This is a genomic window from Neisseria basseii (assembly GCF_962707005.1).
GTDB classification, from domain to species: domain Bacteria; phylum Pseudomonadota; class Gammaproteobacteria; order Burkholderiales; family Neisseriaceae; genus Neisseria; species Neisseria bergeri.
The window spans coordinates 39,330-51,711 of the sequence record NZ_CAUIXH010000001.1; the positions used below are offsets into that span (position 1 = coordinate 39,330).

Consider the following 12,382-nt stretch of genomic DNA (forward strand, 5'->3'; position numbering starts at 1 on the left):
AGCGTTTTTTCAGACGGCATCTTCCTGCCATACAATACACACATCTCAATAATTATCTGAATATTAAGGACAAACAACGCATGAACGCCATTGCAGACGTGCAATCCAGCAGAGATTTACGCAACCTGCCGATCAATCAGGTCGGCATTAAAGACCTGCGCTTCCCGATTACCCTGAAAACCGCCGAAGGAACGCAATCCACGGTTGCCCGCCTGACGATGACGGTTTACCTGCCCGCCGAGCAGAAGGGTACGCATATGTCGCGCTTTGTCGCATTGATGGAGCAGCAAACCGAAGCCTTGGATTTCGCACAATTGCACAGGCTGACTGCCGAAATGGTCGCGCTTTTGGATTCCCGCGCCGGCAAAATCAGCGTTTCTTTCCCGTTTTTCCGCAAGAAAACCGCGCCGGTATCCGGTATCCGGTCCTTACTGGATTATGATGTCTGTCTCACGGGCGAAATCAAAGACGGTGCATACGGCCACAGTATGAAGGTCATGATTCCCGTAACCTCGCTTTGCCCGTGTTCCAAAGAAATTTCCCAATACGGCGCGCACAACCAGCGTTCGCACGTTACCGTCAGCCTGACTGCCGATGCCGAAGTCGGTATCGAGGAAGTCATCGATTATGTGGAGGCGCAGGCAAGCTGCCAACTCTACGGCCTGCTCAAACGCCCCGATGAAAAATACGTTACCGAAAAGGCCTACGAAAATCCGAAATTCGTGGAAGATATGGTGCGTGATGTTGCTACTGCACTGATTGTCGACAAGCGTATCAAGAGCTTTGTTGTCGAGAGTGAGAATTTCGAATCTATCCACAACCATTCGGCTTATGCCTATATCGCGTATCCGTAGGCGCGTTTGCGATGCCCAAATGCCGTCTGAAAGGCATTGGGGAGGTATTCGCTAATCTGCCGCCGTATCGGTTTGAAATCAATTTGCAATACAAGTAATAAAAGGATGCACTATGACGGTATTAGACAGAGAGCAGGTTCTATCCGCATTTAAAAACCGCAAATCATGCCGGCATTACGATGCGGCACGCAAAATCAGTGCCGGGGATTTTCAGTTTATTTTAGAACTCGGGCGTTTGTCGCCCAGTTCGGTCGGTTCGGAGCCTTGGCAGTTTGTTGTGGTTCAAAACCCCGAAATCCGACAGGCAATCAAGCCGTTTTCTTGGGGTATGGCGGATGCTTTGGATACCGCCAGTCATTTGGTGGTGTTTTTGGCGAAGAAAAATGCCCGCTTCGACAGCCCGTTTATGTTGGAAAGCCTCAAACGGCGCGGCGTTACCGAACCGGATGCCGTGGCAAAATCTTTGGCGAGGTATCGGGCGTTTCAAGCCGACGACATCAAGATTTTGGACGATCCGCGCGCCTTGTTTGACTGGTGTTGCCGCCAGACCTATATCGCGTTAGCCAACATGATGACGGGTGCGGCGATGGCGGGTATCGATTCCTGCCCGGTGGAAGGTTTCAACTATGCCGAGATGGAACGCGTATTGTCCGGGCAGTTCGGTTTGTTCGATGCGGCAGAATGGGGCGTGTCCGTCGCCGCGACATTCGGCTACCGGGTTCAGGAAATCGCCACGAAAGCGCGCAGGCCCTTGGAAGAAACCGTTATTTGGGCATAAGGCAATGCCGTCTGAAAACGCAAGGATTTTCAGACGGCATTTTTTAATGCTTATTTAAAACGATTCGCCGGGAGCAAGATAACGCCATTTGCCGGGCGGCAGCCTGCCGAGTTTGACCTTGCCCATCCTGATGCGTTTCAGCTCGACGACGCGCAGTCCGACCAGTTCGCACATACGGCGGATTTGCCGCTTTTTACCCTGTTTCAATACGAAACGCAGTTGGTCTTCGTTTTGCCATTCTACTTTGGCGGGACGCAGTTTCTCGCCGTCCAAGCTCAACCCGTGGTTCAGCAGCGCAAGTCCTTTTTCGTCCAATTTGCCGCGCACGCGCACCAAATATTCTTTTTCACTGCCGCTGTTTTCGCCGATAAGCTGCTTGGCGATACGGCCGTCTTGCGTCAATACCAGCAATCCGACCGAGTCGATGTCCAGCCTGCCGGCGGGGGCAAGACCGATTTTGTGTTTCGGATCGAAACGGATGCGGCTGGTGTCACCTTCCCAGCGATTTCCAGAGGTAATCAGTTCGGCGGCGGATTTATAGCCTTTTTCCGCTTGTGCGCTGACATAGCCGACGGGTTTGTTCAGCAGGATGGTAATGCGTGCCGCCTGCTGTTCGTGGGCTTTCTTGTTCAGTTCGATACGGTCTGCCGGTGAAACTTTCTGACCGAGTACGGCGGTTTTGCCGTTGACCGTTACCCAGCCCTGTCCGATGTAGCCGTCGGCTTCGCGGCGCGAACAAAGCCCGAGTTGCGCCATACGTTTGGACAGGCGCACGGCATCTTCTGTATGGCCGGGGGGAGTTTTTGGATTCATAGGTGTTTTCCGGTAAGGGTCGGTTCAGACCAATTGTTCGCCCCAGTGCAGTTTTTGGCGCAGGGTTTTGAAATATTGGTAGTCGGTCGGGTGCAAAATGCGTAAGGGGTTGCGGTAGCGGCGGATGGTGATGCGGTCGAGGTTTTGCACGTCGATATGGGTTTGACCGTCGAAATGGACGCGCGCGTCGCCGCCTTGGGTAACGAGGATTTCTATTTCGGACGTGTCCGGAATGGCGATGGGGCGGTTGGTCATAGATTGCGGGCAGATGGGGACGAGCGTGAAGGCGTGCAAACCTGCCTGCATAATGGGGCCGCCGGCGGCAAGCGAATAGGCGGTCGAACCGGTCGGGGTGGAGACAATCAGCCCGTCCGAACGTTGTGTATAGACGAATTCCCGATTGACGAAGACTTCAAATTCGATCATCTGTCCGGCACCGCCCCGGGAGAGGACGGCATCGTTGAGGGCGATGGCGCGTTCGGCGGTTTTGCCTTCGCGGATGAGTGCGGCTTCAATCAGGATGCGCTCTTCGGCAAGGTATTTCCCTTCTAAAACGGGCAATAGCTTGTCCGTCATATATTCGCGGGGAATTTGGGTAAGAAAGCCCAAATGACCTTGGTTGATGCCGATAATCGGAACGGCGCGCGGGGCGATTTCGCGGGCGGCGGAGAGAAAAGTGCCGTCTCCGCCCAAAACGGCGACCAGGTCGCAGTATTGTCCCAGTTCGGTTTTGTTGACGATGTGGCAGCCGTCGGTGTCTTGGGTATAGATGCAGCCTTCCCTTATGCCGACTTCGTCGAGATAGACGGTAAAGCCGTGCTGCTTCAAAAAGGTAATCAGCGTGTGTGCGGTGTCTTGGATGTCGGGCGTGTTGGGGCGGGTTACGATGCCGATGTTGTGAAAAGGGCTGTTCATGTCGGATGCCGTCTGAAGGTTAGTCTATCCAAATGTCGCGTTCGAGCCGGTCGAGGCGTTCGTTGAGGCGTTCCACGCCGTCGCGCAGTCTGCTTATTTCGTCGAGGCAGCCGGCAAGGGCTTCGTTGCCGATGTTTGCGGACTCGGGTTCGCGGGAAAATCCGCCGATTTGTTCGGCGATGTTCCTGCCGATTTGTTTGATGCCGTGTCCGATGTCGGCGGCACGGCTGCCGATGTCTGCCTGCGTGCCGAAAATCCGTGCCAATTCGTCCGATGCGCGGGAACGCAGGCTGCCGAGCAGGGACAGTACCGCGATACCGAGGATGAGGTCGCCTTCGAGCCCGATGTCGCCCGCCCCGGGTTCGCCGCCTTGGAGGATTTTTTGTATCGCGCTGTTGCGGAAGATGATTTCGGTGTCTGCAAAGCCGTTTCCCGCCACGAGCAAACCGTCTTCTGTAATGCGTCCCGCCAGTTTCAGCCCGGCAATGTTCAGGGTCAGTGTTTTGTCGGCAAATGCGGCAAGCTCCGAGCGGCTGTCGGGGTTTTGCTGAATCAGGCGGTTGATGATGGGGAGGAGGGCGGACATATTTTCTGATTGGGGCGGAGAATGCCTGTTTGTTGCTGTTGCCTCTTATTTTACAGGCTTAAGCCGTTATCGCAAACGGTACGGATGATTTTGCCCACGCTGTCGTCGGGTGCGAAATCCGGCGCGGGCAGACCGAGTTTGGCGGCTTCTTCCGTATAAAATTCGCGGCGTGTCGGGTGGCGCGGTTCGATAATGTTTTTCAGCCGCCTGCCGCCGGGTTTGAATGCAGTCTGAAACAGGTTTTCGACGGCGATGTCGCGGTGGGCGATGTTGACGGGGCGGTTGCCGCCTTGGATGTTTTGCTTTTGCACGAGGCGGTTGACGGGATGGCGTTCGGCGCAATAAAGCCCGCCCAGCCGCAGGATGTCGATGTTCGGCACGCCGCTGTCGAGCAGGTATTGTTCGGCGGCGACGATTTGGCGGGCGGACTCGGTTTGCGGGTTGGGTAGGGTAGTTTCGTCGCATTCGCGCGCTGTATCGCCGTAAACGCTGGTGCTGCTCGTGAAAATCAGATGCTGCACGTTGCACGACCGGGCAAGTTCTGCCCATTGTTTGACGGTGTCGGCGTAATGTGTCAGCGAGGATGGCGGTAAGAGGCAGAACCAAATGGGTTTGTCGGCATGGTGCCGCCAAAAGCTTGTATCACGGGCAAGGTTCGCGCTTTGAAACACGTTGTCTTGATTGAGGTCGATGGTATCGAGGTGTATGGGTAGATTGATATCGTCCGAAGTCAGGCTGCGTTTGACGGCGGCAACGCGGCTGCCGTGTTGGTAAAGTTTCTGCGCCAAAGGACGGCCGAGGTAGCCTAAGCCTAAGATGGATGCGTCGGGGGAGGCGGAAGGAGGGTTATGTATCATGTTTATAGATGAATGCCGTCTGAAAATATGGTGGATTAACTTTAAACCAGTACGGCGTTGCTTCGCCTTAGCTCAAAGAGAACGATTCTCTAAGGTGCTGAAGCACCAAGTGAATCGGTTCCGTACTATCTGTACTGTCTACGGCTTCGTCGCCTTGTCCTGATTTAAAGTTAATCCACTATAAAAACGAAGTTACTCTATTAAGAAATTAGTCAATCAGTAGGCACGTCCCAATTTGGGTAGCACCATCCCAAAAAGGAAAAGTATTTCCCTCTTTCAACTCAACTGGAGCATCTGTAATTAGCAAATAACAAACTCCAATAGATAAGAATCCTTGCTCCTTGGGAGAAGTCTCAAAATCAACAACAAGAGTCCAAACCTCACCATTCACATACAGCTGAGTGTGTAGTCGAGTTGTATCTGGCAATTCTTTTGACTCTCTAATGAAATATTCTTTCAGCCATTCTATGAGAACTACTTTTTTCATTAGTGAGAATCTATTTTTACTCGTTGACTATTAACAGAAGTTACAATGGTGCTAGAGTTGTTGAGCTGATCTATATCTATTGCTAGAGCATCTCCAATTGCATCTAGGTTTTTGACCTTATATGCCCCAGATAAGATCTCATCATCTATCTCAAATCCGACTACATATATAGGCTCAGACGGCATGGAAATTATGACTGCGCACCGCCGATTTTCCGGTCGTATTCCTCGCGATGTTTCGGTAAGAGGTAGGGGCGCAGGAGGCTTAAGGTGCGGCGGATGCCGCGTGCTTTGGAGTCTTCGGTCAGCTTGGTACGCCCGCGCAGTGAGCTGTCGAAGTCGAACCAGTATTTCGTGACCATCCACATATTGACGGCGAGGTCGTTCATGGCGGTTTGGTCGGCTTGGATGATGTTCAGACCGTTGAGCTGGGTGAGCAGGTTGACCAAGAGCGGGGAGACTTTGGCTTGGGTGAAGGTGTTGTGTTCACCCAATAATTCGGCACTGCGGGCAAGCAGGGTGTTTACATCGCTAAAGAGGAAGCGGTATTCCCACATCACGTCGTAAATGCCCGCCATATAATTGATGGAGTCTTCCACATCAGACGGTAACACGGCTTCATTCAGGTATGCCAGCAGGGCTTCGCTGTAACGTTTGAAGAGCTGGACGATGATTTCGTCTTTGTTGCGGAAGTGGTAATAGAGATTGCCCGGACTGATGCCCAAATGCGCCGCGATATGGTTGGTGCTGATGTTGCGCTCGCCTTCCTCGTTGAAAAGCGCAAGGCTGGCGTCGATGATGCGGGTGTAAGTATTGGTTTTTGCAATGCGGGTCACGGGCATACTCCTTGGATTTATAGGCTGAACGAAGCAGGCAGCCAATTGGGTTCGGCGTGTAATTCTACCTGAAATCGAGTAAATACTGTATTGCAGACGTGTTGCGCCAGCTGCCAAACGTCGTCTGAAGAAGCATTGTTTTTGTTCACCAAAACCAAAGCCTGCCGGTCATGTACCGCCGCGCCGCCAATTTGGAAGCCTTTCAGACGGCATTGGTCGATCAGCCAGCCGGCGGCGAGTTTGACAGAACCGTCGGGCTGCGGATAGCGCGGCATATCGGGATGCTGCTGCAACAGGGTGGCGGCTTTTTCTGCGCTGACGACGGGGTTCTTAAAGAAACTGCCGACATTGCCCAAAACTTTCGGGTCGGGTAATTTGCTGTTGCGGATGGCGGATACCGCATCGGAAACGTCTTTTACCGTCGCCTCCCTACCTGCACTCAATTCGGCAACCTTCGCCGCCAAATCGCCGTAGCCCAAGTTCGGCACAAAATGCGTTTTTAATGCAAATACGACCGAAACAATCACATAACGCCCTTTACCTTCCTGCTTGAACAGGCTTTCGCGGTAGGAGAAGCGGCAGTCGGCATTGGAAAGGGTTACAAAGGTTTCCGTATCCAAATCGAAGCAGCGCACGCTGTGAATCACATCTTTCACCTCTACGCCGTATGCGCCGATGTTCTGCACGGGCGACGCGCCGACCGTACCCGGAATCAGGCTCAGGTTTTCCAGACCGCTCAAACCCAGCGCGACGGTGTGCAGGACAAAATCGTGCCAAATTTCGCCCGCCTGCGCTTCAATTAGAACCATGCCGTCTGAACGCACAATCTCGCGTATGCCCTTGTTTTCCATATGGACGACCAAGCCGTCGTAATCCTGCATCAAAAGGATATTGCTGCCGCCGCCAAGCCATAAAACGGTATCGCGGTCGAACTCGGGCAGTCGGACGATGTCGCGCAACTCGTCGGCATGTTCGAGCGCGATAAAGGCTTGGGCTTGGGCACGAAGACCGAAAGTGTTGTAGGGAGTGAGGTCGGTTTGGTATTGGATGGGTTGCATGATGATTTGTGATTTTGTGGATTCAGGTCGTCTGAAAACTTACTATTTAACAATTACGATAGGTAATGGGGTTTTGGGGGGCTTTATAGTTTTCTTGGGAAGAATAGGTCAGCTTGTCTATGATTTCTTGATAAATGTCGGACTCTTTTGGCAACGGCTTGCCTTCAAACATCCAACGGCCTTGAATAATATCGTCGGCAGAAATCCATCTTTCGATTTCATATACTGCCAATGTCCAGCCGCGATAGACTGCAACTGCATATTTTGCTTTTTCACGTCAGCTTCCGATTTTCCAATATTTCCGTGTGCGTTCGTAAATTTCCTTATCCCTATTGGCTTCAGGAATATTCCCGGATCTAATGTCTTTCTTCAGTTTCTCGTATTCGTTATTAATCGTAATTAAAACAATAGGTTTATCAGTTTTTAATTCTTGCTCATCATATTTTCGTTTTAATTCGGGCAAACTCATTAATCCTACTTCTGAAGAATGCGTGCCGCCTTGAATATTAGTCAGCGGCTGCTGGCTCGGCTTGACTAGGGAGAGTAGGTCTATTGCCATCGCTTCATATTCAAAAGCCTGTTTGTCTGTTTGAATGTTGTGTCGCAGAATGTAATACACAGGTTGGTTTCCGCTTTTATGTATTTCCCTAATCAAAGCAATTTTATCACTTGGCGTTTCTGTTTCTTGTAATGAACCTAGGGCATGATGGAAAACGCGATTGCCCACGCCTTTACCTACATAGAAAATATTGCCGTCTCTAGGGGCAATCAAGCAATAAATATAGTAAGCAAGTTTTTCTATAATGGAAGTTGAAAACATTTTTTTCCTTAAAAGTGAATAAGTCATAAATAAAACATCAATGGAGGCCGTCTGAAAGAAATTTCAGACGGCCTTATGCGATCTGACCATCTCCCTGCTGCACAATTCCAAGCACCACACCAAGGCGACGGCTGCGATGGTGAGCGAGGCAATCAATGCCGTCCAGAAGCCGTAAATACCCATATCGAAACGGTAGGCGAGTAGGTAGCCCGGCAGTAGGCCGCAGCCCCAGAAGGCGGCGGCGTGGATGAACATCGGAACTTTTGTGACTTTATAGCCGCGCAAGGCGTAGGACGCGATGCATTGGGTAAAGTCTGCCGGTTGGAACAAGCCAGCAAACAGTAAGACGGTGGCGGCGATGCTTAAAACCGCCGGATCATTGTTGTACATACTTACCAGTGGCGAACGGAATAATACCAAAGAAAGCACGGTAATCACGGCGAGCATCCAACCCAACACCAGCGATACGCCCGAAATATAACGCGCCCGCGAAAATTCGCGCCGTCCTAATGAAAAACCGATGCGCACCGTCCCTGCCGAGCCGACGCTTTGCGGAATCATATAGAGAATCCCCGACAAACTGATGCCGACCTGCTGCGCCGCCACATAATCTTCGCCGAAGGGCGCGATCAAGAACACGATAAACGAAAACGCGCTGGCTTCCAAAAAATAAGACAGCCCGATGGGCGCGCCAATTTTCCAAATCTGTTTGAACACCGCCAAATCCGGTTTGCCGAATTTCGCCGTCAGTCCGAACGGGCGGAAGAATTTTTCCTTGGCGATATAAATCCACAATGCCAGCGCGCTGAACCAAAACACCGCCATCGTCGCCAGTCCGCAGCCTGCGCCGCCCAAAGCGGGCATACCGAATTTGCCGTAAACGAAAATATAGTTCAGCGGCACGTTCAACACAAACGCCGCGAAGCTGACCAACATAATCAGGCGCGGGCGGTTCAGGCTGGAAGCGTAGGCATGCAGGGCGCGGTGTACCATTGCCGCCGGCATCGCCAAGCTGGTGAACAACATGTATTGCGCCATCGTGCCTTCCACATAATCGCTCAAGGTCAACCAGTTGCGGAACGGCGTAATCGTCGCCCACATCAAGACCATGCCGAACACGCCCAAAAACAGCCCGAACCAAATCCCCTGCCGCCCCGTTTCGCCCACTTCACCGGTTTTACCCGCGCCGTAAAGCTGGGCAATCATCGGGTTCAGTGCCGCCATAATGCCCATAAAGGTAATATAAACCGTGGCAAACGCGCTGCTGCCCAAAGCCACCGCCGCCAAATCTTCCTTACCCGCACCGCCCGCCATCACGGTATCGACAAAACCGATGCCCACCTGCGCAACCTGTGCCAACAACATGGGCAGGGCAAGGGCGGTCAGCAGGCGGATTTCTTTCAGGAAGACGGGAAAGGAAAAGCGGTCGAGGTCGAGCAGCATAAGTGTTCAATCAACAAAAATGCCGTCTGAAACAAAAAAACGGCAGCAGGGAGTGATGAGAAATAGTGGTGCACATTATATAGTAAAAAAATGCCGTGCCGTCAGAAGGCGGATACAGGGTATAAAAGTATATTCAGATTGTGTGTATTTTATGGTAAAGTTTGGTTTTAACAACTTGACGGCATTGAGCCGTCGGACAGGGGCTGTTCGGATTCTGAATCAGAAGGAAGCATCGCCGTTTTGACAGCGGCGTGATGCGTTGCGGTAAAGATGCCGTCTGATTGCGGATCGGGCAGCCTTTTGTGTTTGCAAAATAAAATAGAAGGCAGATTCTCATGCAGACATGGCAGCTTCCGGAACATATCGCCGACGTACTGCCCACGAACGCGCGGCAGCTTGAAAGCGCGAGGGAGCGGTTGTTGGCACTGTTCCGCGTACACGGTTACGAGTTGGTCCAACCCCCGTTGATGGAATACAGCCACTCCCTGCTGACGCATATTGACGCGGGCTTGTCGTTGAAAACCATTTTAGTGGTCGATCAGTTGAGCGGTAGGCAGTTGGGCATCCGTGCCGATATTACGCCGCAAGTGGCGCGTATCGATGCCCATCTTTTGTCCGCCAACCAAGGGATTAACCGGTTGTGTTACGCAGGCTCCGTGTTGCACGCGCAGCCCGACGGTCTGCTGAATATGCGCGAACCCTTGCAGGCAGGGGCAGAAATGTACGGTTTCGCCGACATCCGGGCGGATATCGAACTGATTGACCTGATGCTCAAAAGTATGAAGATTGCCGATATGGGCGAAGTTTTGCTGTCGCTGGGGCATATCGGCGTATTCCGCGCCCTATCCGATGCGGCGCATCTCAATGCCGAGCAATCGGCAGAACTTTTGTCGCTGATGCAGGATAAAGATACCGGGGCGGTCGAAGCGCAGGTCAAGGCTTGGAAGCTGGACGGTATGTGGGCAAAAGCATTCTCGCTGCTGCCGCGCCTGTACGGCGGGCGGGAAGTGTTGTCCGACGCGCGCGGACGGTTGCCGGATTTGTCGGCGGTCGGCGGCGCGTTGGACGAATTGCAGGCGGTGTGCGACGCATTTCCCGATAATGAAATCCATATCGACTTGTCCGAGCTGCGTGTCGACAATTACCACACGGGCTTGCTGTATGCCGCCTATGCCGCCGATTTCCACGACGCGGTCGCGCGCGGCGGGCGTTATGACGGATTGGGCGGATATTTCGGCAGGGCGCGCCCGGCAACGGGATTCAGTTTCGACTTGCGCAGCTTTATCGGGCGTTTGCCCGCCATCGAACGGCAGCCCGCCGTGTTGGTCGATGCGGAAGATGCCGAAGCGGCGCGCGAAGCAGTCGAAGCCTTGCGTGAACAAGGGCAGTGTGTCGTGATTGACTACGGTATCGGACACAATGTTTCGGAAGAGCTTGCAGGCCGTCTGAAAAAGACGGACGGCGTTTGGCAGGTCGTGAAACGCTAAATACCCGTTCATAGCGGATGAAAGGCAAACCGTGACGGGTCGCAAAGCCGCACCGGTTTGGGGATTTTCCGCAATAATTTTTAATATCGATAGGTTATATGGCTATGGCTAAAAATGTTGTAGTAATCGGCGCCCAATGGGGCGATGAAGGCAAAGGTAAAATCGTTGACTGGCTGGCGGAAGAAACCAGCGGCGTCGTGCGTTTCCAAGGCGGCCACAATGCGGGTCATACTTTGGTCGTCGGCGGCAAAAAAACCATTTTGCGCCTGATTCCGAGCGGCATTCTGCATGAAAGTCTGGACTGCTTCATCGGTTCCGGCGTTGTCGTTTCCCCCGAAGCATTGTTAGGCGAAATCGACGAGTTGAACGCGGCAGGCGTGAAAAACGTCGAAGGCCGTCTGAAAATCGCGCCGACCTGTCCGCTGATCCTGCCTTACCACATCGCGCTTGACCAAGCCCGCGAAGCGTCCCGCGGCAAAGGCAAAATCGGCACGACCGGCCGCGGCATCGGCCCTGCCTACGAAGACAAAGTGGCACGCCGCGCCATCCGCGCCGTCGATTTGCTGCATCCTGAAAAACTGCGTGAAAAACTGGATGTCATCCTCGCTTATTACAACGTTCAATTGCAACATCTGCACAATGCCGAGCCGGTGAAAGCGGAAGACGTGATGGCGGTTATCGAAAAAGTCGCGCCGCGCATTACTCCGATGATTACCGACGTATCCCGCGTGTTGAACGAGAAAAACAAAAACGGCGAAAAACTGCTGTTTGAGGGTGCGCAAGGCACGCTGTTGGACATCGACTACGGCACTTACCCCTTCGTTACCTCTTCCAATTGCCTGGCGGGAGCCGCTTCCGCAGGCGCAGGCGTAGGCCCTCAAATGCTGGATTATGTTTTGGGCATCGTCAAAGCTTATACCACACGCGTCGGTTCAGGCCCATTCCCGACCGAATTGTTCGACGAAGTCGGCGCAGGTTTGGCAGAACGCGGACACGAATTCGGTTCCGTAACCGGTCGCGCACGTCGCTGTGGATGGTTTGATGCCGCCGCGTTGAAACGCTCCATCCAAGTCAACGGTATTTCCGGCATGTGCATCACCAAGCTGGACGTGATGGACGGTATTGAGAACATCAATATCTGTGTCGGCTACGAATTGCCCGACGGCAGTAAAACCGACATCCTGCCTTGCGGTTCCGATGCGGTAGAAGCCTGCAAGCCGATTTACGAAACCATGCCCGGCTGGAGCGAATCGACTTTTGGTGTGAAAGAGTACGATAAGCTGCCTGAAAACGCTAAAGCTTATCTGAAACGTATCGAAGAAGTGTGCGGTACGCCGGTAGCCATTGTCTCCACCGGCCCCGACCGTGAAGAAACTATTGTGCTGCATCATCCGTTCGCATAAGGTTTTGTAATAAAAATGCCGTCTGAAGCCCTAATTGGTTTCAGAC

14 protein-coding genes are annotated in these 12,382 nt (G+C 52.9%); 4 read left to right on the forward strand and 10 right to left on the reverse strand.

Annotated features, from left to right (window positions below; genetic code table 11):
* Positions 1 to 80 precede the first annotated feature (80 nt).
* Both folE2 and Q9I99_RS00215 read left to right on the forward strand, forming a co-directional pair.
* A complete protein-coding gene (gene folE2 / locus Q9I99_RS00210; protein ID WP_369415536.1) occupies positions 81 to 854 on the forward strand; it encodes a GTP cyclohydrolase FolE2 in 774 nt (257 codons plus the stop codon).
* A gap of 112 nt (positions 855 to 966) precedes the next feature.
* Complete coding sequence (locus Q9I99_RS00215; protein ID WP_301667885.1) at positions 967 to 1,632, forward strand: NAD(P)H-dependent oxidoreductase; 666 nt, start codon at positions 967 to 969, stop codon at positions 1,630 to 1,632.
* Positions 1,633 to 1,686: 54 nt separating this feature from the next.
* On the opposite strand, the gene Q9I99_RS00220 is transcribed toward Q9I99_RS00215, so the two are convergent.
* From Q9I99_RS00220 to norM, 10 genes are all read right to left on the reverse strand, one after another.
* Positions 1,687 to 2,445, reverse strand: a complete 759-nt coding sequence (locus Q9I99_RS00220; RefSeq protein ID WP_301667884.1) for a pseudouridine synthase — start codon at positions 2,443 to 2,445, stop codon at positions 1,687 to 1,689.
* Between the two features lie 24 nt (positions 2,446 to 2,469).
* Complete coding sequence (locus tag Q9I99_RS00225; RefSeq protein WP_301667883.1) at positions 2,470 to 3,360, reverse strand: NAD(+) kinase; 891 nt, start codon at positions 3,358 to 3,360, stop codon at positions 2,470 to 2,472.
* Between the two features lie 19 nt (positions 3,361 to 3,379).
* Positions 3,380 to 3,946, reverse strand: a complete 567-nt coding sequence (locus Q9I99_RS00230) for a ubiquinone biosynthesis accessory factor UbiJ (RefSeq protein WP_301667882.1) — start codon at positions 3,944 to 3,946, stop codon at positions 3,380 to 3,382.
* A 50-nt stretch (positions 3,947 to 3,996) separates the two neighbouring features.
* Positions 3,997 to 4,803 (reverse strand): SDR family oxidoreductase, encoded by an 807-nt coding sequence (locus Q9I99_RS00235; RefSeq protein ID WP_301667881.1) that lies wholly within the window; start codon positions 4,801 to 4,803, stop codon positions 3,997 to 3,999.
* Positions 4,804 to 5,011: 208 nt separating this feature from the next.
* The gene (locus Q9I99_RS00240) at positions 5,012 to 5,290 is read right to left on the reverse strand and encodes a hypothetical protein (RefSeq protein WP_301667880.1); all 279 of its coding nucleotides are present in this window, start codon (positions 5,288 to 5,290) and stop codon (positions 5,012 to 5,014) included.
* A gap of 190 nt (positions 5,291 to 5,480) precedes the next feature.
* Entirely contained in the window at positions 5,481 to 6,131 is a 651-nt protein-coding gene (locus Q9I99_RS00245) for a TetR/AcrR family transcriptional regulator (RefSeq protein ID WP_003778640.1), read from the reverse strand.
* A gap of 11 nt (positions 6,132 to 6,142) precedes the next feature.
* On the reverse strand, positions 6,143 to 7,183 hold the full coding sequence (gene murB / locus Q9I99_RS00250) for a UDP-N-acetylmuramate dehydrogenase (protein ID WP_301667879.1): 1,041 nt from the start codon (positions 7,181 to 7,183) through the stop codon (positions 6,143 to 6,145).
* A 46-nt stretch (positions 7,184 to 7,229) separates the two neighbouring features.
* Positions 7,230 to 7,415, reverse strand: a complete 186-nt coding sequence (locus tag Q9I99_RS00255) for a hypothetical protein (RefSeq protein ID WP_301667878.1) — start codon at positions 7,413 to 7,415, stop codon at positions 7,230 to 7,232.
* Between the two features lie 45 nt (positions 7,416 to 7,460).
* On the reverse strand, positions 7,461 to 8,003 hold the full coding sequence (locus Q9I99_RS00260) for a GIY-YIG nuclease family protein (RefSeq protein WP_301667877.1): 543 nt from the start codon (positions 8,001 to 8,003) through the stop codon (positions 7,461 to 7,463).
* A gap of 63 nt (positions 8,004 to 8,066) precedes the next feature.
* Positions 8,067 to 9,446: a multidrug efflux MATE transporter NorM gene (norM, locus tag Q9I99_RS00265; RefSeq protein WP_301667876.1), complete on the reverse strand. Its 1,380-nt coding sequence runs from the start codon at positions 9,444 to 9,446 to the stop codon at positions 8,067 to 8,069.
* Positions 9,447 to 9,781: 335 nt separating this feature from the next.
* Here norM and Q9I99_RS00270 point away from each other — a divergent pair, with 335 nt between their 5' ends.
* Entirely contained in the window at positions 9,782 to 10,933 is a 1,152-nt protein-coding gene (locus Q9I99_RS00270) for an ATP phosphoribosyltransferase regulatory subunit (RefSeq protein ID WP_301667875.1), read from the forward strand.
* A 104-nt stretch (positions 10,934 to 11,037) separates the two neighbouring features.
* Positions 11,038 to 12,336, forward strand: a complete 1,299-nt coding sequence (locus tag Q9I99_RS00275) for an adenylosuccinate synthase (protein ID WP_301667874.1) — start codon at positions 11,038 to 11,040, stop codon at positions 12,334 to 12,336.
* The last annotated feature ends 46 nt before the right edge of the window (positions 12,337 to 12,382 follow it).

Excerpts from the sequence above, each read along its gene's own strand:
- Q9I99_RS00215 (WP_301667885.1), top strand. The coding sequence starts at position 967 with ATGACGGTATTAGACAGAGAGCAGGTTCTATCCGCATTTAAAAACCGC.
- Q9I99_RS00260 (WP_301667877.1), bottom strand. The coding sequence starts at position 8,003 with ATGTTTTCAACTTCCATTATAGAAAAACTTGCTTACTATATTTATTGC.
- Q9I99_RS00275 (WP_301667874.1), top strand. The coding sequence starts at position 11,038 with ATGGCTAAAAATGTTGTAGTAATCGGCGCCCAATGGGGCGATGAAGGC.
- Q9I99_RS00245 (WP_003778640.1), bottom strand. The coding sequence starts at position 6,131 with ATGCCCGTGACCCGCATTGCAAAAACCAATACTTACACCCGCATCATC.
- Q9I99_RS00225 (WP_301667883.1), bottom strand. The coding sequence starts at position 3,360 with ATGAACAGCCCTTTTCACAACATCGGCATCGTAACCCGCCCCAACACG.
- murB (WP_301667879.1), bottom strand. The coding sequence starts at position 7,183 with ATGCAACCCATCCAATACCAAACCGACCTCACTCCCTACAACACTTTC.
- Q9I99_RS00240 (WP_301667880.1), bottom strand. The coding sequence starts at position 5,290 with ATGAAAAAAGTAGTTCTCATAGAATGGCTGAAAGAATATTTCATTAGA.
- folE2 (WP_369415536.1), top strand. The coding sequence starts at position 81 with ATGAACGCCATTGCAGACGTGCAATCCAGCAGAGATTTACGCAACCTG.
- norM (WP_301667876.1), bottom strand. The coding sequence starts at position 9,446 with ATGCTGCTCGACCTCGACCGCTTTTCCTTTCCCGTCTTCCTGAAAGAA.
- Q9I99_RS00235 (WP_301667881.1), bottom strand. The coding sequence starts at position 4,803 with ATGATACATAACCCTCCTTCCGCCTCCCCCGACGCATCCATCTTAGGC.
- Q9I99_RS00220 (WP_301667884.1), bottom strand. The coding sequence starts at position 2,445 with ATGAATCCAAAAACTCCCCCCGGCCATACAGAAGATGCCGTGCGCCTG.
- Q9I99_RS00230 (WP_301667882.1), bottom strand. The coding sequence starts at position 3,946 with ATGTCCGCCCTCCTCCCCATCATCAACCGCCTGATTCAGCAAAACCCC.
- Q9I99_RS00270 (WP_301667875.1), top strand. The coding sequence starts at position 9,782 with ATGCAGACATGGCAGCTTCCGGAACATATCGCCGACGTACTGCCCACG.